This window comes from Micrococcus sp. HMSC067E09 (genome assembly GCF_001812555.1).
GTDB classification, from domain to species: domain Bacteria; phylum Actinomycetota; class Actinomycetes; order Actinomycetales; family Micrococcaceae; genus Micrococcus; species Micrococcus lylae.
The window spans coordinates 52322-76840 of sequence record NZ_KV809429.1 but is presented as its reverse complement, the minus strand read 5'-3'; the positions used below and the strand labels follow the sequence as shown (position 1 = coordinate 76840).

The window sequence follows — 24519 nt, the reverse complement described above, 5'->3', positions numbered from 1 at the left end:
CCCGCGGCGCAGGCCCGGCGGAGGCGGCGGGGTGGCACGAACTGCTTTAGTGAATCATCATTTACTGAGATGGTCGCATCGGACAGGCGGGGCCATCCCTGTCCGCTGTAGCCTTGACCACAGTTCTGAGACCGTTCAGACCGCGGCGATTCGAGGAGGAGTCCGACCCGTGAAGATCATGGTGCTGGCCAAGCAGGTCCCCGACACCTGGCAGGAGCGCACGCTCGACATGGAGACCGGCATGCTGGTCCGCGACGGTGCAGCCGAGCCCGTGCCGGACGAGATCAGCGAGCGCGTCATGGAGGTCGCCCTGCAGTACAAGGACTCCGGCGCGGACGTGGAGATCGTCGCCATGACGATGGGCCCGGAGGACGCCACCAAGACCCTCCGCAAGATGCTCGCCATGGGAGCCGACGCCGCCGTGCACGTGGCCGACGACGCGCTCGCCGGCTCCGACGCCGTGCAGACCGCACGGGTGCTGGCCGCCGCGATCGAGAAGGAGGGCGCCGATCTGGTGCTCGCCGGCAACCTCGCCACGGACGGCTCCACCGGCGTCGTGCCGGCCATGCTCGCCGAACTGCTGGACCGCCCGTACCTGCCGCATGCCGAGGACCTCGAGATCTCCGAGTCCGAGGTCGTGGGCACCGTGGTGACCGAGGACGCGGACCTGCGCGCCGCCGTCGCGCTGCCGGCCGTGGTCGGCCTGACAGAGAAGACCGCGGAGCCTCGGTTCCCGAACTTCAAGAACATCATGGCGGCCAAGAAGAAGCCGCTCACCGACTACTGCCTGGCGGACCTGGGGATCGTTGCCGGCCCGGTGGAGGCCGAGTACCGCTCCGTGATGGTCTCCGCCAACGCCCGCCCGGAGAAGCAGGCCGGTCCGAAGGTCGTGGACGACGGCACCGCCGCCGAGCAGCTCGCCGCCTTCCTGGCCGAGAACCGCCTCATCTGACGGACGCAGGACACCGAAGGAGACCTCCCATGACTGAGACCGTGAACACCGCCGCGAACTCCGGCGCCCCCGTCCTCGTCCTCGCCGAGCTCAACGCCGACGGCGAACTCCGTCCCTCCGCCGCCGGCCTGCTCGGGGCGGCCGCCACCGTCGGCGTGCCCGTGGCCGTCGTGGTGGGCGCGCCCGGCAAGGCCGAGGCCGCCGCCGCTCGCCTGGGCGAGCTCGGCGCCACCGCCGTGCACACCCTCGAGACCGAGGACGCCGCCACCCGCATGGGTTCGGCCGCCGTGGCCGCGCTGGCCACCGTGGTCGGCCAGACGAACCCGGTGGCCGTGCTGCTGCCGAACACCCCGGAGTCCCGTGCCATCGCCGGCCGCCTGTCCGTCCGTGTGGGCGGCCCGGTCTGCGCCGACGCCGTGGGCCTGCGGTGGGCTGATGACGAGGTCATCGCCCAGCACTCCATCTTCGGAGGCGACATCCAGTCCGAGTCCACCGGCGAGGGCGGCCCGCGCATCATCACCGTGCGCGGCGGATCCATCGATGCCCGCGCCGAGGCCGTGGCCTCCCCGCAGATCACCGCGATCGACGCCGGCGCCCTGGCGCAGGTCACCGCAGGCGCGGAGATCCGTGAGGTCTCACCACGCCAGCAGACCTCGTCCCGTCCGGAGCTGCGCGGCGCGAAGGTCGTCGTCTCCGGCGGCCGCGGTGTGGGCTCCGAGGAGGGCTTCGCCGTGGTGGAGCAGCTGGCCGACGAGCTCGGGGCCGCGGTGGGCGCCTCCCGCGCCGCCGTCGACGCCGGCTACACCCCGGCCGAGCGTCAGGTCGGCCAGACCGGCGTCATCGTGTCCCCGGACCTCTACATCGCCCTGGGCATCTCCGGCGCCATCCAGCACCGTGCCGGCATGCAGACCGCCAAGACGATCGTGGCCGTGGACAAGAACGAGGACGCCGAGATCTTCGAGATCGCCGACTTCAGCATCGTGGGTGACCTGTTCGAGGTCGTCCCGCAGCTGATCGAGCAGATCCGCGCCCGCCGCTGACGCGGCAGACTCCGGGAGGACCACGCATGCCCAAGCAGCGGATGGCCGGGTACACCCCCCTGAAGGGCCGTACCCACGACGACGCCACGCCCCTGACCCAGGATCCCTCGCCTCAGCCTGTGGCCGAGGCCGGGCCTGAGGAGACGGTCGCCCCCGCCACCGCGGCGCCTGCCGTCCGTGACGGGGTGCCGTACGAGCAGCGGCAGCGCATGGCCGGCTACACCCCGTTCCGGGGCACCGCGCCGCAGGCGCTGACCGGCGGAGCCCAGCACCCGGCCACCGCTGCGCAGGCCCCAGCACCGGCCGCTGCAGAGCCCGCCGCTGAGCCGGACCGGACGGCCGCCGTTCAGACGCCGTCCCCGGGTGCCGCGGCCGCGGCTCCGGCCGCCGTGTCCGGCGTGCCCTACGAGCAGCGTCAGCGCATGGCCGGCTACACCCCGCTCAAGGGCGGCGCCCCCGCCGCACCGGTCGCTGCCACCACCGCTGCGAGCACCGCTGCGGCCCCGCACACCGAGGCCGCCGCTGCGGCGGAGGCCACCCCGGCCGAGCGACCCCCCGCCTCGGCCGAGGGCGCAGGCACCGCCGTGGCGGGGACCGCCGCCGGCGTCGCGGCCGGTGGTGACCTGGCCGCGAACGCGAACACTGACGCCCAGGCAGCGACTGACGCCCAGGCACCGGACGCCCCCGTGGGACAGCGCATGAAGGGGTACACCCCGCTCAAGGGCCGCACCGCCGGTGCCGCGGCTCAGGCGTCCGACGCGTCCGTGCAGGCCGCCCCTGCCGCCCCGGCCGCGGCCGAGCCGCCTTCCAGCGCCCAGGCGCCTGCCCAGCCGGCTGCCGATGCGCAGCCCGGCCGGAAGCAGCGCATGGGCGCCGGTACAGCCGCCGCTGCCGGAGGCGTCGCAGCCGCCGGTGCCGCCGGTGCAGCGGCCGCCCATGGATCCGGCCAGGACACCGCGGCCGTCCCGAAGCATGCAGCCCAAGCCCCGCCGGGCACCGCGCACCAGGGCACCGCGCACCAGGGTTCCGCGCAGCAGGGTGCTGCGCAGCCCGCCGCGGCGACCTCTGCGGCCGCTCCGAAGGCGGCCGGCAAGCCTGCCGGAAGGCCGGCGGCGCAGCCCACGAAGAAGGCCGAGGGCGCCGAGCCCATGCCGCGGGGACGGAAGGTGCTCTGGGGAGCGCTGGGCGCCGTCGTCGTGGCCCTGGCACTGGTGTTGGCCGCCCGCGGCCTGCGCACCCTCGAGCCGGTGCAGGACTTCATCGCGCAGTATGACGGGCACACGGCCCAGCCGGAGTCCGCCCCGATCGGCATCCCGGCCTGGCTCGGCTGGCAGCACTTCCTGAACATGTTCCTGATGGTGCTGATCATCAGGACCGGCCTGCAGATCCGCTCGGAGCAGCGTCCGCCGGCGAACTTCACCCCGCGCAGGGACTCGCTGTTCTCCGCCAAGGGGAACACGCCGAAGAAGTACTCGATGACCATCTGGATGCACCAGGCCCTGGACGGGCTGTGGGTGCTCAACGGCCTGGTCTTCGTGATCCTGCTGTTCGTCACCGGCCAGTGGATGCGCCTGGTGCCGACGGACCCGTACGTGTTCCACCACGCCCTGTCCGCCGGCATCCAGTACATGTCCCTGGACTGGCCGTCGGAGAACGGCTGGGTCCACTACAACGCCCTGCAGATGATCACCTACACCCTCGTGGTGTTCGTCGCCGCCCCGCTCGCCGCCCTCACCGGCTGGCGCATGTCCTCCTGGTTCCCCACCGAGGCCAAGGCGCTCAACAGGGCGTTCCCGATGGAGGCCGCCCGCAGGGTGCACTTCCCGGTGATGCTGTTCTTCGTCGGATTCATCGTGGTCCACGTGTTCCTGGTGGTCTTCACCGGCTTCCTGGCGAACCTGAACCACATGTACACCTCGCGCGAGGCCACCGACGCCTGGGGTCTGGTGGTGTTCCTGGCGTCCGTGGCCGTCACCGCCGCCGCGTGGTTCTTCCTCCGCCCGCAGTTCGTGGCCCCGGTGGCCCAGCGGTTCGGCACCGTCGGCCGCTGACCCGGCGGGACAGACGAAGGGGCCCGAGCCAGGTGCTCGGGCCCCGCCGTCATGTCTGCGGCCGTCCCTGCGTGGTGCGACCGGCCGAGGCCGCAGCGGCGCAGGCGTCCGGGAGGATCAGCCGGCGGTCGCGTCCTCGAAGTCACCGGCGCTGCGGCGGAAGCGGGTCAGGATCTCGATCAGCGAGGTGACGTCCTCGTCGGACAGTCCCGTGTCCGCGAAGACCTCCGTGTTCAGCGCGGCCGCGGCCTTCGCGGTGAGCTCGCGGCCCTTCTCCGTCAGGGCGAGCAGGGTGGCGCGGCGGTCGCCCGGGTGCGGCTCGCGCGTCACGAGCCCGGCGGACTCGAGGCGGTCCACGGCGTTGGTCACGGAGGTCGGATGCACCTGCAGCAGGGCGCCGGCCTTGCTCATGGGCATGCGGCGCTCGCGGGAGAAGTCCAGCAGGGCCAGCAGTTCGAAGCGGGCGAACGTCAGCGAGAACGGCTTCAGCGCCTTGTGGGCCCGGGCCAGCAGGATCTGCTGCGCGCGCATGATCGAGGTCACCGCGGCCATCGGCGCGGCGACGTCGTCCCACCCCTGGCGCTCCCAGTTGCGGCGGGCCTCCGCGATGGGGTCGCGGTTCAGGGTCTGTCGGGTGCTGCTCATTCGCCCCATCCTAGGTGAGGGGACGAGGGTGCGCCCGGTCGGCGGGCCTCGGTCTCACGGTGCGGGCGTCGGTCATCGTCGCGCCTGCGTCCACCATGTGGAAACACCTCTTCCCGACGGCGCAGCCCCGGCTACTGTGATGCGCATCACGGAATGCTCCAATGTCCGACCTTCGAGGGCACGAGCAGTGATCATCGCACCTGACTAAGGGGACACCTCATGACCGCACACGCATCCCATCCCACAGCGGCCGAGCTTCAGGAGCAGGAGGTCAGCCCGCGCGAACGCCGCAAGGCACTCGTCGGGGCGACCGCCGGCCACCTGATCGAGTGGTACGACTACGGCGTCTACGGCTTCCTCGCCGTGTACGTCGGGGCCAACTTCTTCATCTCGGACGATCCGGTCGTCGGCCTGCTCTCGGCCTTCGCCGTCTTCGCCCTCTCCTTCTTCATCCGCCCGCTCGGCGGCCTGTTCTTCGGTCCGCTCGCGGACAAGATCGGCCGCCGCAGGACCCTCATGATCGTCCTCGGCGTCATGTGCGGCGCCACCATGTGCATCGGTCTGCTGCCGACCGCCCACTCGATCGGCGTCATGGCCCCGGTCCTGCTGGTCTTCCTGCGCATGGTCCAGGGCTTCTCCGCCGGCGGCGAGATCTCCACCATCGCCGCCTTCGTCTCCGAGTTCTCCAAGAAGGGCGGCCGCGGCCTCGCGACCTCCACCCTGATGACCACCGCCGCCTCCGGCCTGATGATCGGTGCCCTCGTCGGCAACGGCATGGCCTGGGCCCTCGGTGCCGAGGCCATGCAGGACTGGGGCTGGCGCATCCCGTTCATCATCGCCGGCCCGCTGGGCGCGATCGCGATCTTCATCCGCATGCGCCTCGAGGACTCCCCGGAGTTCAAGCGCCTGCACGCCGAGAAGCGCACCGCCAAGGCCCCGCTGCGCGAGACCTTCCGCTTCCCGCGCCAGATCATGCTGGTCATGGGTGTGATCACCCTGCTGGCCTCGACCTTCTACCTGGTCATGACCTACCTGACCAGCTACTTCCGCGCCGTGCTGGAGCTGCCGGAGTCCTTCATCTTCGGGATGGTCCTGGCGACCGGCGTGCTCGCCGCCGGCTTCATGGCCGTCGGCGGGCACCTCTCGGACCGCGTGGGCGACCGCCGCATCATCCTGCTGGTCGGCCTGGTGATGACCGTGGCCTCCGTCTCGTGGTTCTTCCTCACCGCCCCGCACGCCGAGACCGGCATGGACATCGTCCCGGCTCTGATCGCCGTCGGCGTCTCGGTGGGCATCTACTGCGGCGTCCCGTACGCCACCATGACCGAGCTGCTGCCGACCCACGTCCGCTCCACCGGCATCGCCGTGGGTTACAACATCCCCGTCGCGGTCTTCGGCGGCTCCGCCCCGTTCGCGGCGACCTGGCTGATCGACCAGACCGGCGACCCCTCCTCCCCCTGTGGTTCTTCGTGGCCACCGCCGTCGTCTCCCTGGTGTCCATCTTCTTCCTCCGTTCCGAGGACCTGCTGGGCCACGAGTCGCTCGCAGTCACCGGCTCGATGGAGACGATCGACACCGCGCAGGTCGCCGACGCCGTCGAGTCCGACATCAAGGGATGACCGTCTCCGCGGACCCCTCTGCCCGGCGCTGATAGGCTCCGAAGCAGGCAGTCCTCGGACGTCCAATCAATCGCCGCGTCCGGCCGGGCACCCGTTGCCCGGCCGGACACGCGTGAGGAAAGGTGAACTCCATGACCGACGCGCAGACCGCACAGCCCACCGACGAGCTGCTCATCGAGCAGAGGGGTCGCCTCGGCGTCCTCACGCTGAACCGCCCGAAGGCCATCAACGCCCTGACCTTCGAGATGGTCAAGGGCATCCGCGCGCAGCTGCTCGAGTGGAAGGACGACGACTCCGTCCAGACCGTCCTGGTCCGCGGCGCCGGCGATCGCGGCCTCTGCGCCGGCGGCGACATCGTGTCGATCTACCACTCCATCCAGGCCGGCGACCTCGCCGAGGGAGAGGAGTTCTTCGCCACCGAGTACGCCATGAACCACCTGATCGGCGACTACCCGAAGCCGATCGTCGCCTTCCAGGACGGGATCGTCCTCGGCGGCGGCGTGGGCGTCTCCGGCCATGCCTCCCACCGCGTGGCCACCGAACGCACCCGCTGGGGCATGCCGGAGACCGGCATCGGCTTCGTCCCGGACGTGGGCGGCACCTATCTGATCTCCCGCCTGCCCTCCGAATTCGGCCTGCACGTGGGCATGACCGGCGAGCACATCACCGGCGCGGACGCGGTGGCCCTGGGCCTGTCCACGCACCACGTCTCCTCCGAGACCCTGGACGAGATCGCCGCCGCCCTCGAGACCGAGGAGCCGGACGCCGTCCTGGAGCGCTTCGCCACCGAGCCGGGCGAGTCACCGCTCTGGCAGCAGCGCCCGTGGATCGACGAGTGCTACGCCAAGGACACCCCCGCGAAGATCATCGAGGCCCTGCGCGCCCGGGACGAGGAGGCCGCCCACAAGGCCGCCGACCGCCTGGAGAAGCTCAGCCCGACCGCCGTCTCGGTCACCCTGGCCGCCGTCCGCCGGGCCCGCCGCGCCAAGGACCTCGCGGCCGTGCTCAAGACCGAGTACCGCACCACCGCCGCACACCTGCGCGGCCACGACTTCGCCGAGGGCATCCGCGCCCTCCTGGTGGACAAGGACAAGAACCCGCAGTGGCGGCCGGCCACCCTGGACGAGGTGACGCCGGAGCTCGTGGAGTCGCACTTCGCCGAGCCGGAGACGGGTGACCTGACGCTCTGAGCCCCACCTCAGGCCCAGACCCGGCCACACGGCACAGGGGACGACGACGGACGGGAGCCTGCCGCCGTCGTCGTCCCCTGTCGTCTGCGGTGGGCTCGGTCAGCCGCGCGCCGCGCGGAAGGTGACCTGCACCTGCACCATCGGCTTGTCCACGACGGGGGAGCCGTCCTCGCCGAGGGGGACGAGCTCGACGTCCACGAACCGCAGCGAGCGGCCGGCGTGGCGGACGCGGGTCATGGCGACCATGTCCCCCCGGCCCGGGCGCGTGTAGACGGTGCGGGCGGCCTGGACGTCGTAGCGAGCGCGGTCCGGCATCGCACCCTGGGCGGCGAGGATCGCGCGGAGCATCATCGCGCCGCCGTGGACGGCGCCCTGCGGATTGTCCAGCTCCCGGTTCTCGCGGAAGCGCGCGCCCGGGACGAACTCGCCGGACTGGGCGGGCCGGGACGTGTCGTCCTGGACGGTGACGGAGTCCGGCTCCAGGCCGAGCAGGTCCGCCATGGGGACGCGGGTCTGCGGCCCCAGCGGCAGGCCGCCGTGGCGGACGAACGCCTCCATCGAGGCGGCGGGAGCGGCCGGCACGGCCTGGAACCAGCCGGTCGCCTCGGCCACGCGGTCGCCGGCGGCGTCCACGAGCCAGGCGCGGGCGGCGCCGCCGGCCTCGTCCACCGTCAGCGGGGTGTACCAGCACTCCATGCGGGGCTGGTCGGCCGGGTCGGCGTCCGCAGACGCGTCGAAGGCCGGCAGCGGCTTGAGCACGTTGAGCGTGAGCTCGGTGGTGACGATGGCCTGCATGGCACCGGCGGCGGCGTGGTGCACGGCCACGGCGGTGGCGTTGTCCATCAGCACGGTGGCAGCGGCGGCGGTGGGGCGGCCGTCCAAGCCGATCGAGCTGGGCCCGGCGAGCATGTACCCCGGGTTCCAGTGGGCGCCCTCCTGCCGCACCTGCTCGTGGCGGCGCACACCGAACAGCTGCTCCGTGCGGCCCTGCGGGTGCGCACGGGGCCCGGTGTTCTCCGCGTCCTGGGCCGTGCGGCGGCCGCCGGGATCCGAGGTGCCGGCCATGATGTCGGGGATCGAATGTCCGTAGCTCACGGAGTGAACGGTAGCGGAAACGGCGGCGGGGACGCCCGGAAGGAGACGTCCCCGCCGCCGACGGTGTGGAGCGTGCGGCTCAGCTCAGTAGGAGGAGTAGCCGTCCTCGGAGAGCGTGTGCTTCTCGTCTCCGGTGATCGGCGGGTTGAAGATCGAGACCAGGTGCATGTCCTCGGTCTCGCCGCCGCGCAGCTCGTGCGGGTCGTGCTCGTCCAGCACGTAGATGGTGCCGGGGGTGATCTCGTGGACGGTGCCGTCCTTCTCCACCACCGAGCCGGAGCCGGAGATGCAGTAGCAGGCCTCCAGGTGGTTGCGGTACTCGAGCTTGGAGGCGGTGCCCTGCTTCACGATCGTGTGGCAGACGGCGAAGCCCATGTTGTCCTTCTCCACCAGCAGGCGGTCGGACGTGCCGCCGCCCCACTCGACGGTCTCGGCCTGCTCTCGGTTGCGCGTGAACATCTGCGGATTCGCTCCTTCGACGGATCGGGTGTGCGGGTCCGGGCGCTCGCCGACCGCTCATCGCGCGGTCTGCCCGGTCTGCGGGCGGCCGACGGGACCCAGTGCCCTGACCGTAGGCAGATCCCGCCGGCGGTTCCCACCCCTGGTCTGCGCCCGTCGCCGGCCGGTCAGCCGAGGGAGAGGCCGGGACCCAGGAGCCAGGCGCCGGCGCCGCCGACCGCCACGGCCACCGCCGTGCTCGCCGCCCCGAGGACGAGGGGGCGCGGCCCGACCTGCACGATCGAGCGCAGGTGCACACCCAGGCCCAGCGCGGCCATCGCCGTGGCCAGGAGCAGCTGCTGGACGGCTGCCGCCGCATCCAGCACCCCTGCCGGCAGCAGGCCGGTGGAGCGCAGCAGCATCGCCGCCACGAACCCCAGCACGAACCACGGGACCAGGGGAGGGCGGGAGGCGGAGGCGGCCGAGCCGTCGTCGGGAAGGGCGGACGAGCGGGCGTCCCGGCGCCGCTGGGCGGCGGCGAGCGAGGCCATGACCGGCGCGAGCATGACCACGCGGGCCAGCTTCACCGTCACCGCCACGGACAGCGCGGCCGAGCCCACCAGGCCGCCGGCGGCCACCACCTGGGCGACCTCGTGCGTGGACGCGCCGATCCACAGGCCGGCGGCCTCCTCGGACAGGCCGAACGCCCCGGTGGCCAACGGCATGAGCGGGATCATCAGGGTGCCGAAGAGCACGACGAGGCCGATGGCGGTGGCGGCCATCTCCCGGCGGGCACGGACCACCGAGTCTGCGGCGGCCACGGCGGCGGCGCCGCAGATGGAGAAGCCGGACGCCACGAGGGCGATGAGGTCCCACGGCAGGCGCAGGGCACGGCCGAGCGCGAGCGTGGCAGCGAAGGTGATCCCGACGGCCGCCACGACCAGGCCGATCACGCCCCAGCCGAGCGCGAGGACGTCTCCCAGGGCCAGCTGCAGGCCGAGCAGGACGATGCCCGTGCGCAGGACGGGCTTGGCGGCGAAGGCGATCCCGGGGCAGAGGCGCTCCGGGACCGCGGCGAGGTTGCGCCAGGCCATGCCCGCCAGGATCGCCAGCAGCAGCGGGCTCAGCGCAGGGGCCCACGGGCGGACCAGCGCGGAGAGGCCCACCGCCACGGCGCCCAGGGCCAGGCACACGAGCAGGCCGAATGCGCGGGAGGCAGGGGTGGAGGCAGCAGTGGTCACGGGCGCACTCTAGCCCCGCGGCCGATCCGAGTGACCCGGCACACGCTCTGTGGGATACTGGCACCACGTCGCAATCGCCCTGTGCGGGAGAGCGTCGGCGCGTCTGCGGAGACACCCCGGACGTCAGCCGGCCGCCGAAGGAGCAAGACCTCCCCGGGAATCTCTCAGGCACCCGTACCGCGCAGGGGAAGGACGCTCTGGAAAGCACGCAGGATCCGCCGACCCCGGACCGGAGGACTGCGTCACCGACGGTGCAAGCCCGCCGCAGGCGGGTGGAAACTCTCAGGTCAATGACAGAGCGGGGAGGTGAATGATCATGCCGCACCGGCAGGACCCCTCGGAGGTACCCGTGACCAGCACCCATCCGACCGCAGACGAGACCACGGCGCTGCCGCAGTCCGCGCACGAGCCGCGGGACACCGCCTCGGCGCCGTTCGTCGACCGCCACATCGGGCCGCGCGCCGACGACGCCGCGCACATGCTCGAGGTGCTCGGCCTCGACTCCATCGACCAGCTCGTGGACAAGGCCGTCCCCTCGGTCATCCGCATGGAGGGCGGCCTGGACCTGCCCGCCCCGCTCACCGAGTCCGCCGTGCTCGAGCAGCTGCGCGAGATCGCCGGCCGGAACGTGATGAAGACCCAGATGATCGGCCAGGGCTTCTACGACACCGTCACCCCCGGCGTCATCCTCCGCAAGGTGCTGGAGAACCCGGCCTGGTACACCGCCTACACCCCGTACCAGCCCGAGATCTCCCAGGGCCGCCTCGAGTCCCTGCTGAACTACCAGACGATGGTGCAGGACCTCACCGCCCTGCCCATCGCCAACGCGTCCCTGCTGGACGAGGCCTCCGCCGTGGCCGAGGCCGTCCTCCTGATGCATCGCGCCAACAAGAGGAAGGGCAGCGGCGTCACCCTGCTGGACGCCGACCTGTTCCCGCAGACCCTCTCCGTGGCGCAGCTGCGTGCCGACGCCGTGGGCATCGAGGTCCACGTGGCGGACCTGTCCGCCGGCATCCCGGAGGACGTCAGGGCCGTCGTCGAGGAGAAGGGCCTGTGCGGCATCGTCCTGCAGCAGCCCGGCGACTCCGGCCGCCTGCACGACCACACCGCCGTGATCGCCGAGGCCAAGGAGGCCGGCGCCCTCGTCACCGTGGCCGCGGACATCCTCGCCCTCACCCTCATCACCCCGCCGGGCGAGCAGGGCGCGGACATCGCCGTCGGCTCCACCCAGCGCTTCGGCGTCCCGCTGTTCTACGGCGGCCCGCACGCCGCCTACATGGCCGTGCGCGAGGGCATGCAGCGCTCCCTGCCGGGCCGCCTCGTGGGCGTCTCCCACGACGACGCCGGCAAGCCGGCCTACCGCCTCGCCCTGCAGACCCGCGAGCAGCACATCCGCCGCGAGAAGGCCACCTCCAACATCTGCACCGCCCAGGCGCTGCTGGCCATCACCGCCTCCATGTACGCCGTCTACCACGGCCCGGCCGGCGTCGCCCAGATCGCCCGCCACGCCCACCGTCAGGCGCACCGCCTCGCCACCGCGCTCGCCGGCGCCGGCGTGAAGGTCGTCCACGAGGCCTACTTCGACACCCTCACCCTCGAGGTGCCGGGCGCCGCGGAGCAGATCCGCGCCGCCGCCGAGGACAACGGCGTGAACGTGCGCGTGGTGGACGCGGACACCGTCCGCGTGGCCTGCGACGAGACCACCGTGGACGAGGACCTCGCCGCGGTGCTCGCCGCCTTCGGCGCCGATGCCTCGGCCCTGCCGGCGCCCTCCCACGAGGGCGCCGTGGCCGCCCCGGCCATCCCGCAGGAGCTGCTGCGCACCTCGGAGTACATGACCCACCCGGTCTTCAACAGCCACCACTCCGAGACCCAGATGCTGCGCTACCTGCGCCGCCTCTCCGGCTACGACCTCGCCCTGGACCGCACGATGATCCCGCTGGGCTCGTGCACCATGAAGCTCAACGCCACCGCGGAGATGGAGGCCATCTCCTGGCCGGAGTTCTGCTCCATCCACCCGTACGCCCCGGCCCACCAGACCGAGGGCTGGAGGTTCCTCATCGAGGACCTCGAGGCGAAGCTGTCCGAGATCACCGGCTATGCCGGCGTCTCGGTGGCACCGAACGCGGGCTCGCAGGGCGAGTTCGCCGGCCTCTGGGCCATCCGCCGGTTCCACATGGACAACGGCGAGGGCGAGCGCGACATCTGCCTCATCCCGGCCTCCGCGCACGGCACCAACGCGGCCTCCGCGGTGCTCGCCGGCCTCAAGGTGGTGGTGGTGGCCACCGCGGAGGATGGCACCATCTCCGCCGAGGACCTGGACAAGAAGATCGCCGCCAACGAGGGCCGCATCGCGGCCATCATGATCACCTACCCCTCCACGCACGGCGTGTACGACGCCGACGTGCGCGAGGTGTGCGACAAGGTCCACGCCGCCGGCGGCCAGGTGTACATCGACGGCGCGAACCTCAACGCCCTGGTCGGGCTGGCCCAGCCGGGACGCTTCGGCGGCGACGTCTCCCACCTGAACCTGCACAAGACCTTCTGCATCCCGCACGGCGGCGGCGGCCCGGGCGTGGGCCCGGTGGCCGTGGGCGAGCACCTGGTGAAGTACCTGCCGTCCCGCGAAACGCTCATGACCGCGGCCCCGCACGGCTCCGCCGGCGTGCTGCCGATCTCCTGGGCCTACCTGCACCTCATGGGAGCCGAGGGCCTCACCAGGGCCACCGGCCACGCCCTGCTCGGTGCGAACTACATCTCCCGCCGCCTGGCGGAGCACTACCCGACCCTCTACACCGGCGAGGGCGGCCTGGTGGCCCACGAGTGCATCCTCGACCTGCGCGAGCTCACCGCGAAGCACGGCGTGACCGCGGAGGACGTCTGCAAGCGCCTCATCGACTACGGCTTCCACGCCCCGACCCTGGCCTTCCCGGTGGCCGGCACCCTCATGGTGGAGCCGACCGAGTCCGAGGACCTGGGGGAGCTGGACCGCTTCATCGAGGCGATGATCTCCATCCACGGCGAGATCGTGGAGACCACCCCGGAGACCCTGGCCGACTCGGTCCTGCGCAACGCGCCGCACACCGCGGCCGTCCTGACCGGCGACGAGTGGGACCGCTCCTACTCGCGCTCCCAGGCCGGCTACCCGGTGGCCTCCCTGCGCCAGGACAAGTACTTCCCGCCCGTGGGCCGCATCGACGGCGCGTACGGCGACCGCAACCTGGTCTGCTCGTGCCCGCCGCCGGAGGCCTTCGAGGAGGAGACCGACGCGACCGCCACCGCGGACGCCTGAGAGGAGACCACCATGTCCGAGAACCTGCGCAACTCCCCGCTGCACGCCGTCCACGAGGCCGCCGGCGCCTCCTTCACCGACTTCGGGGGCTGGAACATGCCGCTGAAGTACGGCTCCGAGCTCGCCGAGCACAAGGCCGTCCGCTCCGCCGCAGGCATCTTCGACCTGTCCCACATGGGCGAGGTCCGCGTGACCGGGCCCGAGGCCGGCGAGATGCTCGACTACGCGCTGTCCAGCGTCATGTCCACGCTCAAGCCGGGCCGTGCCAAGTACAGCCTGTGCCTGACCGACGCCGGCACGGTCCTGGACGACCTCATCGTCTACCGCATGGACGACGGCGCCGAGGGCTCCGTCCCGGAGTACCTGGTGGTGCCCAACGCCGGCAACGCCGCCTCCGTGTACACCGCCCTCGCCCAGCGCGCCTCCGGCCGCGACGTCACCGTCACGGACGAGTCCGCGGACACCTCCCTGGTGGCCGTGCAGGGCCCGCAGGCAGAGCAGATCCTGGCCCAGGCCATGCCGGCCCACGTCCAGGAGCTGGCGGAGCTGAAGTACTTCGCCCACATCACCCTGGCGCTGCCGACCGGCGCGGGCGACGTGGAGGTCCTCGTGGCCCGCACCGGCTACACCGGCGAGGACGGCTTCGAGCTGTTCGTGCACGCCGGCTCCCCGGAGGAGGCCGGCGACCGCGGCTCCGCCGTGTGGAACGCCGTGGTGAAGGCCGCCGAGGCCGCGGGCGTCGAGCTGACCCCGTGTGGCCTGGCCTCCCGCGACTCGCTGCGCCTCGAGGCCGGCATGCCGCTCTACGGCAACGAGCTGGACAACGCGCACCAGCCGCACGCCTCCGGCGTCTCCTTCGCCGTCCCGGCGTCCAAGGAGACCGACTTCGTGGGCAAGTCCGCGCTCCAGGGCAAGGACGAGGTGTCCCAGGTGCTCGTGGGCCTGAAGGGCGCCGGCCGCCGGGCCGCCCGCCACAGCTACGCGGTGCAGGACACCGAGGGCAACGTGATCGGCGAGGTCACCTCCGGCGCCCCGTCCCCGACCCTCGGGCACCCGATCGCCATGGCCCGCATCGACCGCGCCTTCGCGGCCGAGGGCACCGAGCTGCTGGTGGACCTGCGCGGCCGCGGCGAGTCCTTCTCCGTGGTGCCCCTGCCGTTCTACCGCCGCGAGCGCTGAGCACGTGTTGAACTCGGCACCGTGACGACGGCCCGCCGTCTCGGGCTCCGAGCCTCCTTCGCTAGGATGGGTCTCCGAGCCGGGGCGGCGGGCCTCGTCCGCGTCCGGGCTCGACCGTCCATCGTCCACTGTCAGGATCCTCCGCATGACTCATGTCGCCTCCCGCGCTCGGGTGTCCAAGAAGGCGTTCGTCGTCTTCGCCGTCGTGGCGCTGACCATGATCCTGCTGGCCGTCATGGTGATGTTCCGCGGCATGGTCGACGAGGGCCGCCGCATGCAGATCGTGGAGGTCGTGGACGGCACCACCGTCAAGATCAACGCCCACGGGGAGGAGAAGCTCGTCAAGATGGCCGGCCTCACCGCCGGTCCCCGCAACCCGGACGGCCTGCGGGTCGGCCCGGCGCTCTGCATGGGCGAGAAGTCCTATGTGTGGCTGCGTGACCGCCTCGTCGCGGGAGCGACCGCGGTGGTGGACATCGAGGAGGTCGACGGCGAGGAGTACGCCACCTTCCGCATGGCCGGCGAGGACGTCAACCTGGCGATGATCGAAGAGGGCATGGCGGCCCCCACCGGCATCGGTGTGGGTGAGGCCGAGGCCTCCGAGATGCGGTCCGTGAACGAGAAGGCGTACACGCGCAACATCGGCCTGTACGACCTCGAGGAGCGCTGCACCGTCAACAGCGAGCTCTACGAGGCCGAGTACGCCCTGGACGTCATCTCAGACGACGTGGAGCCGTCCATCGCCAAGATCGACGAGAAGTCCGTCGAGCTGGGGCAGGCCGTGGACAACGTCCGTCTGGTGCAGGAGGACATCCACAACCTCGACCCGGAGGGCACGGACTTCGTGAACACCGTCTGGGGCCCGTCCAAGGACCTCCTGGTGGCCGAGGCGGACGAGATCGCGGACCGCGGCATGAAGCGCCTGCGCGATCTCAACGACCGCCGCAACGAGATCTACTCGCGCTGAGTCGCCGCATCTACTCGCGCTGAGCCGCCGCATCTACTCGCGCTGAGCCGGCGCATCTACTCGCGCTGAGCCGGCGCCGGGGTCCGCCGCCCCTGTCCGGACCCGCTTCACGACGTCGGCGCGTCACCGTCCGAAGGTGACGCGCCGACGTCGTGGGTGTGGCCTCCGGCGCCGTGCCGGAGGAGGCAGGTCAGTCGAGGGAGAGGGTGACCAGGCCCAGCTGCGCGGAGCGGATGATGGCCTGGACGCGGTCTCGGACCTCGAGCTTGTCCAGGATGCGGGTGAAGGTGGCCTTCACGGTGGACTCGGACAGGTGCAGGCTCTGGGCGATCTCCGTGTTGGACTGGCCGCGGGCGAGCAGGCGCAGCACGCCGAGTTCGCGCTCGGTGAGGTCGGAGCCGTCCGGGTCGCCGGGACGCACCGGCCGGGTGCCGACGCCGGGACCGTCCTCCTCGATGGCCGTGAGCAGCTTCTTCGTGACCGTGGGGGAGAGGACGGACTCGCCACGGTGCACGGCGTGGATGGCGCTCAGGATGGAGGCCGGCTCGGCGTCCTTGACCATGTAGCCGGCGGCGCCGGCACGCAGGGCGGGGACGAGGTAGTTCTCCGAGGTGAAGGTGGTGATGGCCAGGACGCGGATCTCGGGGTGGTCGCGGGCGATGTGGCCGGTGGCCTCCACGCCGTCCATGACCGGCATCTGCATGTCCATGAGGACGACGTCCGGGGTGGTGGCGTCGCAGGCCTCGAGGGCCTCCGCGCCGTTGGCGGCGACGCCGATGCAGCTCATGCCGGGGGCCGAGTCCACGAGGGTCTTGAGGGCCCCGCTCATGAGCGGCTGGTCGTCCACGATGAGCACGCGAAGATTCTGGGTCACCGCATCAGCGTAGAACACGCGCGGGTGTAGCACGGATCACAGTGCGCTTTTCACAGGCAGACATATGGGATGCGGTGTTTTCACAGGAAAAAGTATGGAGTGCGGGGTTTCCTGTGAATCTGCGCTCTGTGGTGTTCAGGCCTGGCGCGGTCTGTGAGCTGCATCCCATAATGCTGGATATGAAGACTCGTACCTTCGCTGCCAGCATCCTGACCGCTGCCGCCCTGTTCACCATGGCTCCCGCCGCCTCCGCCGCGCCGACCGGCACCGGCTCCGACGTCGCCGAGACCACCGGCTTCGCCAAGGGCACCCGAGACTTCTTCTGCTACAACTTCGGCATGTTCTGCGACTGATCGTCCGTCATACCGGAACGGGTGACTTCGACCGGGACGATCGACCTCACCCCCGCTGAACCGTCGCCTGCGAAGGCGTCGGTCCAGCGGGGGTGGCGTCGCTTCTGGGACGCACGCCAGTGCAGTCCCTGGTATCTGGGGATCCTCAGCATCCTCGTGGTGCTGTCGATCTCGTCCGACCTCGTCTCTGAGGTCGCGGAGGTGGAATCGGCTGAGCGCCAGGACAGGTACGTCCTGATCCTGGTTCTGCTGGCGGCGGCCTTCCTGCTGCAGTGGGTGTCCACCACGGTGGCGTTCACCGCCCTTCTGCCCGTCTATTTTCTGGCGCGAACGGGCGGGGAGGCCCTCCCCACCCTTCTGTACGGCACTCTGATCGTCAGTGCCGTCGTGGCGACGGCCAATGCGCTGTTCAGTGTCATCGCCAGCGTGCTGGCGCTGGCGTGGGCCGTGCTCTTTCCGTCTCTGCTGCATCAGCCGGCATCGACGATCTGGTTCTCGGTGATCATCTCGGTGATGGGCATCGGCGTGGGGCTCTTCGTCCGATTCGCCTGGATGCGCCGCGAGGCAGACGCCCTCAAGATCCAGGAGGCCCGCCGGCAGGCGCTGGAGGCCGCGCTGCGTGAGCGGCGGGTCCTCGCCCGAGACCTGCATGACATCGTGGCGCACAACCTCACGATCATCTCGATGCAGGCGCGTACCGCGCAGTTCGTCGGCACGGACGAGGCCGCGCGTCAGGCGCTGGACGTGGTCGGCAGCTCCGCCAAGGATGCGCTGGTGGACCTGCGGCGCATGCTCGCGCTGATGCGCGAGGAGGGCGTGGTGGGGGATCAGGGGCAGCCCGGCCACTCCGGCTCGGAGTCGAGCACCTCGGTGGACATTGACCTCGGCGTCTCCCGGGTCTCCCACGAGCTCATGGAGCTGGGCTTCACCGTGCGCGCGGACGTCCGGCTGGAGGGGAGAGCGGTCCCCTTGGGCACCCAGAGCACGCTCTACCGCGTGCTCCAGGAGGCCACCAGCAACATCGCCAAGCACGGGGACCGCAGCGAGCCGGTGCAGATCGCCGTCGGATTGGAAGGGGCGGACGCGGTCCTGCGGGTCTCCAACGCGATCGAGCGCCGGCCCCAGAGCAGGAAGGGGCGCGGCGGACAGGCCTGGAACTCCTCCGGCGTCGGACTCAACTCGATGCGCGAACGCGTCTCCGCCTTCGGCGGCACGTTCAGCGTGGGGCCGGAGGGGGATCAGTGGCGGCTCGTGGCTGCCGTCCCCGCAGGTGATCCCGCGGACATGTGATGCATGTCACACTGGCCGCGAAAGTGTAGACAAAAGTCCACTACCGGTCCGGCTGTGGCCCCGACTACAGTGGAAAGTGCCCCAAGAGACGGTGCACAGTGCAGGACGACACCGACCGGAACAAGCCTGAGGGGATGCGGGCCCGGGAGGACGTTCTAGGAGGAAGGCGGCGGTCGCAGATCGCCGCCTTCTTTCTCTCTGCACGACGTGCAGTGCTGCAGGCCTGCGGCACGATCACCTACATGTGAGGCCTCGCCTCGTCGCCGGGGTCCGGCCGCTGCAGTGGCCGGACCCCGGCGATACGCCTGCCCAGGGCTGCACGCTCCGTGGCAGGCAGGCACGCCCTGGACGGGTCAGGCGGCAGCCTGACCCGGATGCTGGTCCGCGCCCGCGTCGCCTGCCTCGTCCGGGCCGCCGACGACCTTCACCAGCGGACGGGCGGCCACGCGTCCCAGGCCCATGAGGATGCCGGCCGGGAAGCCGATGACCGGGATGAGCATCGGCAGGATGCCGCCGGCGCCCTGGGTCAGCACCACCAGGCCGTACAGCATGCCCACCAGGGCGTAGGCGAGCACGTGCACCCACTGGTTGAGCACGTGGCGGAACGCCCAGTTCACCAGCAGGCACAGCGGCAGGCCGACCACCAGGCCGGCCAGGCCCACCACGGTGAGCAGCGGTGTCAGGCTGCCGAACTCCTGCAGGCTCGGGATGAGCGCCAGCACGAGCACGAGCGCCGCCATCAGCAGGTTCGGGACCAGCCAGGCCACCAGAAACCCGTAGATGCTCATGTGCAGGCGCGGGCGTGGCCCTGCGGCGGCTCGGGCGGCCTTGCGGCGGGCACGGGCGGTGCTCTTCACCGGGGCGGGAGTGGTCATGGCGGGGCGACTCCGAAGTCAGTGGACACAGCGGGCGGCTCCCCACTCTAGTCACCCGGCCTGACCCGGACCTGAGTGCGGCGTCAGCCCTCCGCGCCGTCCACGGCGAAGGTCAGCTCCTCCGGGGACGGCCAGCTCTCCAGGGTGGCGCGGGCCTGCCAGGCGTCGTCCGAGTCCTGGTCCACCGGCTCGACCACGAGGGCGCCGAGCTCGCCGTCCACCACGCACAGGCGCACCTCGAACTCCTGGCCCTCGTGGGTGAATCGGCCGCGCACGGGCCAGGTGAAGTCGTGCGGAACGGCGCGCACCAGCGGGGTCTCGGCGTCGACCACCAGCGGCAGCCAGTCGGTGAATTCGACGCCCGGCTCCTGCTCCACGGCCTTCGTGTGCGCCAGCTGGGCGCGCAGTGCGGCCTGGCCCGGCAGAGCGGCGCCCTCGGCCAGGGCCGGGTCCAGGAGGGTCTCCAGCAGCACGCGGGCGGCGGCCGGGACCGGGACCGGTGCGAGTCCGTCCTCATCCTCGGGCATGTCGTCCATGAAGCGCAGCAGGGCACCCTGCTGCACGGCGTCGCGGTGGGTGCGGCGGGCGGCGGCATTGCCCAGCAGGGCGGCGGCCACGCCGAGCACGGCCATGGCCGCGCGCGGATGCGTCAGGCCGGCCTTCTGGGCCAGACCGGTGGCGCCGACCTTCTCCAGCAGGTCCATGCTCGTGGCGTCCCACTTCGCGTAGACGGCCGGGGCCAGGGCCACGAGCCCGCCGGCGGCAGCACCTCCGGCCAGACCCACCAGGCCGTTGCGCAGGCGGGTGGTCAAGCGCGGGGTCACGCCGGCGGCGAGGGCACCCACGTCCATCGCGGCCCGGAGCTCAGCTGCGCCGTAGACGCCGGTGGCGGCGGCGATGATCCGGTTCACCGTCCTGCGCTCCCGTGCGTCCCCCTCCGAGGGGTCCAGCAGGCTGAGGGCCCCGAGACCCGCGGCGGCGAGCAGGCCGTAGCTGCGGCTGCCCGGGCGCAGGAAGCCGGGGCGGGTGGCCCGCTTCGGCAGATACGCGGCCGTCTCGCCGGACATCGGGGCGTGGGCGAACATTCCGAACTCGGTGGTCTTCATGCCTCCATCCTCTCTGGAAAGTCCGCGCTTGTCGCCATGAAGTCCGCTCCTGCCGCCATGCGCGGAGCCGGCGCTCTCCCGGAGCCCTCGTTCCGATCCGGAGCCGGCGAGACGCTCTCCGGATCGGAACGAGGGCTCTGAGGGGAGAGGGCTCAGCTCCGTCCGATGTAGGCCAGCAGACCGGCCAGGGCGGCGCGGTGCCCGGCCTCGAGGGTGGGTGCCATGACGGGCCCGAAGGCGGGGTGATGGTTCACCGGGTACTGCTCCGGGGCGCCCTGGAAGCCGCCGAAATGCCAGTACACGAGGGGGACGCCGATGGCGTCGGCCAGGGCGCCCACGTCCTCCGAGCCCATGAACGGGGCGGCGGAGGTGACCTGCTCTGCGCCGAGCTCGGCGCGCAGGGCGGCGGTGACGCGCTCGGAGTGCCCGGGATCGTTGTAGCAGCGGGGGAACGTGCTGATCGGCTCGACGGTCGGTTCCGGGGCGCCGGAGGCGGCGGCCTCGGCCTTCACGATGCGCTCCACGGCCGCCACCACCTGGTCCCGACGCGCGGGGGTGAAAGTGCGGATGTTGAGCTCGATGGTCGCCTCGGCGGGGATGATGTTCTCCTTCAGGCCGGCGTGGAACGTGCCGACCGTGACCACGGCGGACTCGCGCGGGTCCACCTCGCGGGAGACCACGGTCTGCAGCCGGGCCACCGCGTGGGAGGCCATCACGATGGGGTCGATGCTGTCCTGCGGCTGAGAGCCGTGCGCCTGCTTTCCGTGGAAGGTCACCCGCAGGGAGTCGGCCAGGGCCATGGCGGTGCCGGGGATGACGTAGACGCTTCCGGCCTCCAGCGGCATGACGTGCTGGCCCAGGACGACCTCCGGCCGCGGGGCACGGTCCCAGAGGCCGTCCGCGACCATCGCCGCGGCGCCGGCTCCGGTCTCCTCGCCCGGCTGGAACACGAACACCACCGTGCCCTGCCAGGTCTCAGGGGCCTTCACCAGCTGCCGTGCGGCGGTGAGCGCTCCCATCACGTGCGTGTCGTGGCCGCAGCCGTGCATCACCGGGACGTCCCTGCCGTCCGCGAGGGTGCCACGGGCGGTGGACGCGTAGTCCAGCCCCGTGTCCTCGAGGATCGGCAGCCCGTCGAAGTCCGCGCGGAACGCGACCGTGGTCGCCTCCGGGGACTCCGGGTGCCGCAGGATGCCGACCACGCCGGTGCCGCCGCAGCGGAAGTGCTCGACGCCGAGCTCGTCCAGCTGCCGCTCGATCCAGGCGGCGGTCTCATGCTCCTGCATCGACAGCTCCGGGTGGCGGTGCAGGTGGACGTAGTCCGCGTGCATGCGCTCGCGCTCGGCGTCGGTCAGCCGCAGGGCCTGCGGCAGGCAGGTGGGGGTCGGCAGGGGAGCGGCGGTGTCGGTCGGGGAGGTCATGGGGTCCTCTCGTCGGCGATGGCGGCATGACGAAGCCCTCGTTCCGATCCGGAGCGCGTGCGGGGGGCTCCGGATCGGAACGAGGGCAACATGGGCGGGGGAGACAGAGGTCAGCCCTGGCGCAGGCCGCCCTGCCACAGGGCGGCGAACGGGGTGTTGCCGTCCACCGCCTGGCGGATGCCGGTGGTCACGAAGGCCTTGGCGCGCCGCGCAGCCTCCAGCGGGGTGGCGCCCTTGGCCAGCTCGGCGGTCACGGCGGCGGCCAGGGAGCAGCCGGCGCCGGAGACGCCCTCGGTGCCGATCTTCGGCTCGGAGAGGACCTCCACGGTCTCGCCGTCCACGAACACGTCCACCGCGTCCGGACCCTCGAGGTGCATGCCGCCCTTGGCGAGCACGGCGGCGCCGGAGACCTCGTGGATCTTCTTGGCGGCGGCGATCAGGTCGCCCACGGTCTTCACGGTCATGCCGGAGAGCTGCTCGGTCTCGAAGTGGTTCGGGGTGGTGAAGGTCGCCAGCGGCAGCAGCTCCGCCTTCAGCGCCTGGTCGGTGTCCAGCGCGTGGCCGGCCTCCTGGCCCTTGCAGATCAGCACCGGGTCCAGCAGCACGTGGTCCCACTCCTGGGACTTGAGGGCGCCGGCGGTGGTGCGGATGACCTCCGGGGAGCCCTGCATGCCGAGCTTCACGGTCTTCAGGGTGCCCTCGTAGTCCTTCTGGACAGCCTCGAGCTGGTCCGCGATGACCTCGGTGGGCACCGGGAAGAAGCGGTGGTTCCAGTCGTCCTTCGGGTCGAAGGAGACGATGCAGGTCAGGGACACGATGCCGAACACGCCCAGCTCCTGGAACGTCTTCAGGTCGGCCTGGGCGCCGGCACCGCCGGTGGCCTCGGAACCGGCGATGGTGAGGGCGATGGCGGGGCGCTCCGTGCGCGCGATCACGTCAGACATGAGGTCGATGCTACTCCCGTGGCGGCTGTGCCCTCACCCGCGCCCGTCACAGATGTCAGGTGCCCGGGTCCGCAGGGATTCCGCCGTGGGCGGAGCCGCCGTGCTGGCGCGCTCCCGGCCTGATCGGCCAGAGTGGACGCATGATCCTGATCAACCTGAAGTTCACCGTCAAGCCCGAGCTCGCCGACCAGTGGATGGACGCCGTCGCGAAGTACACCGCAGACGTCCGCAGCGAGGAGGGCAACATGTTCTTCGAGTGGTACCAGCCGGTGGAGGGCGAGAAGAACGAGTACTTCCTGCTCGAGGGCTTCACCGACGAGGGCGCGAAGGCCCATGTGGAGTCCCCGCATTTCCAGGAGGGCATCGACGCCATGAAGCCGCTGCTCGCCAAGACCCCGCAGATCATCTCCGAGCAGATCTCGGCCGACGGCTTCGGTCCGATGGGGGAGATCCAGATCGACGAGTGAGCCTTCCGGCCCGCTGAACTCCGGCTGAGCCCGTCTCAGCTCTCCAGGGCGGCCCGCACCGATGCCAGCACGGCGTCCGTGTCGGGCCGCCCTTTGTCCACCGTCACGACGACGGTCCTCACCCGGGCGGCGTCGGCCGCCGGGCTCGGGGATCGGGTCAACGCCCGGACCAGGCCGGTCAGGTCTTCGGCGAGCCGCTCCTCGGCGTCGGCGGCGTCCGGCAGAACGCCGGTCTCGGCGCCCTCCCGCAGCCAACCGCGCAGCGCCGCGTTGTGGACGGCCACGGCGGCGCCGGCCAGGCCGAACGCCGTGGCGTCCCCGCCGGGCAGTGTCTCCGGCCGGCCCCGCAGCCAGCGAGCGAAGAGCCGCTCGTAGCCGTGCGAGCTCAGCAGTTCCCTGTTCCGCAGCGCCTTGGACTGCCGCAGCAGCCGGTACCGGGCCTGCGCCTGTGCCGGGTCCGCGGCATGGTGCCGGAACACCCGCAGCACGGCCTCCACGAGCGCGTCCGCGGTGGCCTCGGGGCCCGGGCTCGCTCCGTCCAGGAACTCTTCGAGCTCCTCGAGCAGCACCGCATGGTCGTGGAAGACCACGTCCTCCTTGGAGCCGAAGGTGCGGAAGAACGTGGCTCGGCTGACGCCGACCGCAGCGGCGAGGGCGTCCACGGTGGTGGCGTCCCAGCCCTGCTCGTCCAGCAGGCGGATGAGGGCGGGCGTGTGCGCGGCGAGCCTCTTGTTCATGTCGACGATCATACGCAGTCTGATACGGCGTCTCACTTGACCTGAAACTCAGTCTCATACGATGCTGGATCCAGCATCCCGCGCCGGACAGGCGGAGGCGAGCGGCCGTCGTCGTGAGGCTCCGCGCACCGTGAGGCCCCCGCCGCACGGACCCGGCGCTCCACCTCCCACCGAGAGGACCTGCCATGACCGAGCAGCTGCCCACCGCCGAACCCGAGTACGACATCACCGGTCCCCTGGACACGGACGCCTACGCGATCTTCGAGGACATCGACGAGCAGGACCTCGTCCTCTTCAAGGCCGCACGCGCCTACCTCACCCCCGAGGTCCAGAAGACCCTCCAGGACGCCTGGGACAAGGGCGAGTACCCCACCGGGCTGATCCCGGGACTGGCCGAGGCGGACCTGCTGCGTGACGGCGTCGAGGTCGAGGGCAAGCCCACCTACTCCCGCCTCGCCTCCGGCCTGGCCACCATGGAGCTCTCCCGCATCGACGGCTCGCTGTCCACCATCGTGGGCGTGCAGGGCGGACTGGCCATGCGCTCGATCCAGATGTGCGGTTCCGACGAGCAGAAGGCCACGTACCTGCCGAAGATGGCCGCCGGCGAGCTCTACGGCGCGTTCGCACTCACCGAGCCCACCCACGGCTCCGACTCCGTCTCCCTCGAGACCACCGCGACCCCCGTGGACGGAGGCTGGAGGATCAACGGCCACAAGAAGTGGATCGGCAACGGCGCCGCCGGC

General features: G+C 71.6%; 22 protein-coding genes, 1 pseudogene and 1 riboswitch. Of the genes and pseudogenes, 13 read left to right on the top strand and 10 right to left on the bottom strand.

Annotated elements, in window-relative coordinates; translation table 11 throughout:
• Positions 1–169 precede the first annotated feature (169 nt).
• From HMPREF2863_RS04010 to HMPREF2863_RS11435, 3 genes are read left to right on the top strand one after another with little or no spacing between them, the layout of a single operon-like run.
• Complete coding sequence (locus HMPREF2863_RS04010; protein WP_070638117.1) at positions 170–952, top strand: electron transfer flavoprotein subunit beta/FixA family protein; 783 nt, start codon at positions 170–172, stop codon at positions 950–952.
• A gap of 29 nt (positions 953–981) precedes the next feature.
• Positions 982–1992 (top strand): electron transfer flavoprotein subunit alpha/FixB family protein, encoded by a 1011-nt coding sequence (locus HMPREF2863_RS04005; RefSeq protein WP_070638114.1) that lies wholly within the window; start codon positions 982–984, stop codon positions 1990–1992.
• 26 nt (positions 1993–2018) lie between these two features.
• Positions 2019–4043 (top strand): cytochrome b/b6 domain-containing protein, encoded by a 2025-nt coding sequence (locus tag HMPREF2863_RS11435; RefSeq protein WP_246828817.1) that lies wholly within the window; start codon positions 2019–2021, stop codon positions 4041–4043.
• Between the two features lie 117 nt (positions 4044–4160).
• Here the strand turns inward: HMPREF2863_RS11435 and HMPREF2863_RS03995 are convergent, their stop codons facing one another.
• Positions 4161–4688: a MarR family winged helix-turn-helix transcriptional regulator gene (locus HMPREF2863_RS03995; protein ID WP_070638111.1), complete on the bottom strand. Its 528-nt coding sequence runs from the start codon at positions 4686–4688 to the stop codon at positions 4161–4163.
• 219 nt (positions 4689–4907) lie between these two features.
• Here HMPREF2863_RS03995 and HMPREF2863_RS12455 point away from each other — a divergent pair.
• From HMPREF2863_RS12455 to HMPREF2863_RS03980, 3 genes and pseudogenes are all read left to right on the top strand, one after another.
• Positions 4908–6008: pseudogene (locus HMPREF2863_RS12455) on the top strand (MFS transporter); the annotation flags it as partial.
• 149 nt (positions 6009–6157) lie between these two features.
• On the top strand, positions 6158–6307 hold the full coding sequence (locus tag HMPREF2863_RS12130; protein ID WP_210386719.1) for a hypothetical protein: 150 nt from the start codon (positions 6158–6160) through the stop codon (positions 6305–6307).
• A 131-nt stretch (positions 6308–6438) separates the two neighbouring features.
• On the top strand, positions 6439–7497 hold the full coding sequence (locus tag HMPREF2863_RS03980; RefSeq protein WP_070638158.1) for an enoyl-CoA hydratase/isomerase family protein: 1059 nt from the start codon (positions 6439–6441) through the stop codon (positions 7495–7497).
• Between the two features lie 99 nt (positions 7498–7596).
• Here the strand turns inward: HMPREF2863_RS03980 and HMPREF2863_RS03975 are convergent, their stop codons facing one another.
• From HMPREF2863_RS03975 to HMPREF2863_RS03965, 3 genes are all read right to left on the bottom strand, one after another.
• Positions 7597–8592 (bottom strand): PaaI family thioesterase, encoded by a 996-nt coding sequence (locus HMPREF2863_RS03975; RefSeq protein WP_246828815.1) that lies wholly within the window; start codon positions 8590–8592, stop codon positions 7597–7599.
• A gap of 84 nt (positions 8593–8676) precedes the next feature.
• Positions 8677–9051, bottom strand: coding sequence for an ectoine synthase (locus tag HMPREF2863_RS03970; RefSeq protein WP_067190781.1), 375 nt, complete (start codon positions 9049–9051; stop codon positions 8677–8679).
• Between the two features lie 167 nt (positions 9052–9218).
• Positions 9219–10271 (bottom strand): YeiH family protein, encoded by a 1053-nt coding sequence (locus HMPREF2863_RS03965; RefSeq protein ID WP_083315205.1) that lies wholly within the window; start codon positions 10269–10271, stop codon positions 9219–9221.
• A 74-nt stretch (positions 10272–10345) separates the two neighbouring features.
• Positions 10346–10461: riboswitch (glycine riboswitch) on the top strand.
• A 120-nt stretch (positions 10462–10581) separates the two neighbouring features.
• Here HMPREF2863_RS03965 and gcvP point away from each other — a divergent pair.
• The 3 genes from gcvP (at position 10582) to HMPREF2863_RS03950 (ending at position 15709) form a co-directional block, all read left to right on the top strand.
• Complete coding sequence (gcvP, locus tag HMPREF2863_RS03960) at positions 10582–13563, top strand: aminomethyl-transferring glycine dehydrogenase (protein ID WP_371327616.1); 2982 nt, start codon at positions 10582–10584, stop codon at positions 13561–13563.
• 12 nt (positions 13564–13575) lie between these two features.
• On the top strand, positions 13576–14742 hold the full coding sequence (gcvT, locus tag HMPREF2863_RS03955) for a glycine cleavage system aminomethyltransferase GcvT (RefSeq protein WP_070638101.1): 1167 nt from the start codon (positions 13576–13578) through the stop codon (positions 14740–14742).
• Between the two features lie 145 nt (positions 14743–14887).
• The gene (locus HMPREF2863_RS03950) at positions 14888–15709 is read left to right on the top strand and encodes a thermonuclease family protein (protein WP_070638098.1); all 822 of its coding nucleotides are present in this window, start codon (positions 14888–14890) and stop codon (positions 15707–15709) included.
• A gap of 190 nt (positions 15710–15899) precedes the next feature.
• Here the strand turns inward: HMPREF2863_RS03950 and HMPREF2863_RS03945 are convergent, their stop codons facing one another.
• Positions 15900–16583 carry a response regulator gene (locus HMPREF2863_RS03945; RefSeq protein ID WP_067190798.1) on the bottom strand — a complete coding sequence of 228 codons (684 nt, stop codon included), beginning with the start codon at positions 16581–16583 and terminating at the stop codon, positions 15900–15902.
• A 179-nt stretch (positions 16584–16762) separates the two neighbouring features.
• Here HMPREF2863_RS03945 and HMPREF2863_RS12025 point away from each other — a divergent pair, with 179 nt between their 5' ends.
• Positions 16763–16936 (top strand): hypothetical protein, encoded by a 174-nt coding sequence (locus HMPREF2863_RS12025; RefSeq protein ID WP_168165754.1) that lies wholly within the window; start codon positions 16763–16765, stop codon positions 16934–16936.
• Positions 16937–17095: 159 nt separating this feature from the next.
• The gene (locus HMPREF2863_RS03940) at positions 17096–18226 is read left to right on the top strand and encodes a sensor histidine kinase (protein WP_141756358.1); all 1131 of its coding nucleotides are present in this window, start codon (positions 17096–17098) and stop codon (positions 18224–18226) included.
• Between the two features lie 353 nt (positions 18227–18579).
• Here HMPREF2863_RS03940 and HMPREF2863_RS03935 read toward each other — a convergent pair whose 3' ends face one another.
• The 4 genes from HMPREF2863_RS03935 to HMPREF2863_RS03920 form a co-directional block, all read right to left on the bottom strand.
• Positions 18580–19101: a hypothetical protein gene (locus HMPREF2863_RS03935; RefSeq protein WP_067190767.1), complete on the bottom strand. Its 522-nt coding sequence runs from the start codon at positions 19099–19101 to the stop codon at positions 18580–18582.
• An 83-nt stretch (positions 19102–19184) separates the two neighbouring features.
• Positions 19185–20207 carry a hypothetical protein gene (locus tag HMPREF2863_RS03930; protein WP_083315204.1) on the bottom strand — a complete coding sequence of 341 codons (1023 nt, stop codon included), beginning with the start codon at positions 20205–20207 and terminating at the stop codon, positions 19185–19187.
• 152 nt (positions 20208–20359) lie between these two features.
• Positions 20360–21628: an amidohydrolase gene (locus HMPREF2863_RS03925; RefSeq protein ID WP_067190762.1), complete on the bottom strand. Its 1269-nt coding sequence runs from the start codon at positions 21626–21628 to the stop codon at positions 20360–20362.
• 110 nt (positions 21629–21738) lie between these two features.
• The gene (locus HMPREF2863_RS03920; RefSeq protein ID WP_070638093.1) at positions 21739–22572 is read right to left on the bottom strand and encodes a hydroxymethylpyrimidine/phosphomethylpyrimidine kinase; all 834 of its coding nucleotides are present in this window, start codon (positions 22570–22572) and stop codon (positions 21739–21741) included.
• A 140-nt stretch (positions 22573–22712) separates the two neighbouring features.
• On the opposite strand from HMPREF2863_RS03920, the gene HMPREF2863_RS03915 reads away from it, so the two are divergent.
• On the top strand, positions 22713–23039 hold the full coding sequence (locus tag HMPREF2863_RS03915) for a putative quinol monooxygenase (protein ID WP_067190758.1): 327 nt from the start codon (positions 22713–22715) through the stop codon (positions 23037–23039).
• A 35-nt stretch (positions 23040–23074) separates the two neighbouring features.
• On the opposite strand, the gene HMPREF2863_RS03910 is transcribed toward HMPREF2863_RS03915, so the two are convergent.
• Positions 23075–23776 carry a TetR/AcrR family transcriptional regulator gene (locus HMPREF2863_RS03910; RefSeq protein WP_070638145.1) on the bottom strand — a complete coding sequence of 234 codons (702 nt, stop codon included), beginning with the start codon at positions 23774–23776 and terminating at the stop codon, positions 23075–23077.
• A 185-nt stretch (positions 23777–23961) separates the two neighbouring features.
• Here HMPREF2863_RS03910 and HMPREF2863_RS03905 point away from each other — a divergent pair.
• Positions 23962–24519: acyl-CoA dehydrogenase family protein (locus HMPREF2863_RS03905; RefSeq protein WP_210386718.1), on the top strand; the 558-nt coding region annotated here is incomplete at its 3' end.

Coding starts and splice junctions, on each gene's coding strand:
- HMPREF2863_RS03935 (WP_067190767.1), bottom strand. CDS start 19,101: ATGACCACTCCCGCCCCGGTGAAGAGCACCGCCCGTGCCCGCCGCAAG.
- HMPREF2863_RS03930 (WP_083315204.1), bottom strand. CDS start 20,207: ATGAAGACCACCGAGTTCGGAATGTTCGCCCACGCCCCGATGTCCGGC.
- HMPREF2863_RS03980 (WP_070638158.1), top strand. CDS start 6,439: ATGACCGACGCGCAGACCGCACAGCCCACCGACGAGCTGCTCATCGAG.
- HMPREF2863_RS03920 (WP_070638093.1), bottom strand. CDS start 22,572: ATGTCTGACGTGATCGCGCGCACGGAGCGCCCCGCCATCGCCCTCACC.
- HMPREF2863_RS03910 (WP_070638145.1), bottom strand. CDS start 23,776: ATGAACAAGAGGCTCGCCGCGCACACGCCCGCCCTCATCCGCCTGCTG.
- gcvP (WP_371327616.1), top strand. CDS start 10,582: ATGATCATGCCGCACCGGCAGGACCCCTCGGAGGTACCCGTGACCAGC.
- HMPREF2863_RS04005 (WP_070638114.1), top strand. CDS start 982: ATGACTGAGACCGTGAACACCGCCGCGAACTCCGGCGCCCCCGTCCTC.
- HMPREF2863_RS11435 (WP_246828817.1), top strand. CDS start 2,019: ATGCCCAAGCAGCGGATGGCCGGGTACACCCCCCTGAAGGGCCGTACC.
- HMPREF2863_RS03925 (WP_067190762.1), bottom strand. CDS start 21,628: ATGACCTCCCCGACCGACACCGCCGCTCCCCTGCCGACCCCCACCTGC.
- HMPREF2863_RS03950 (WP_070638098.1), top strand. CDS start 14,888: ATGACTCATGTCGCCTCCCGCGCTCGGGTGTCCAAGAAGGCGTTCGTC.
- HMPREF2863_RS03915 (WP_067190758.1), top strand. CDS start 22,713: ATGATCCTGATCAACCTGAAGTTCACCGTCAAGCCCGAGCTCGCCGAC.
- HMPREF2863_RS12025 (WP_168165754.1), top strand. CDS start 16,763: ATGAAGACTCGTACCTTCGCTGCCAGCATCCTGACCGCTGCCGCCCTG.
- gcvT (WP_070638101.1), top strand. CDS start 13,576: ATGTCCGAGAACCTGCGCAACTCCCCGCTGCACGCCGTCCACGAGGCC.
- HMPREF2863_RS03970 (WP_067190781.1), bottom strand. CDS start 9,051: ATGTTCACGCGCAACCGAGAGCAGGCCGAGACCGTCGAGTGGGGCGGC.
- HMPREF2863_RS03995 (WP_070638111.1), bottom strand. CDS start 4,688: ATGAGCAGCACCCGACAGACCCTGAACCGCGACCCCATCGCGGAGGCC.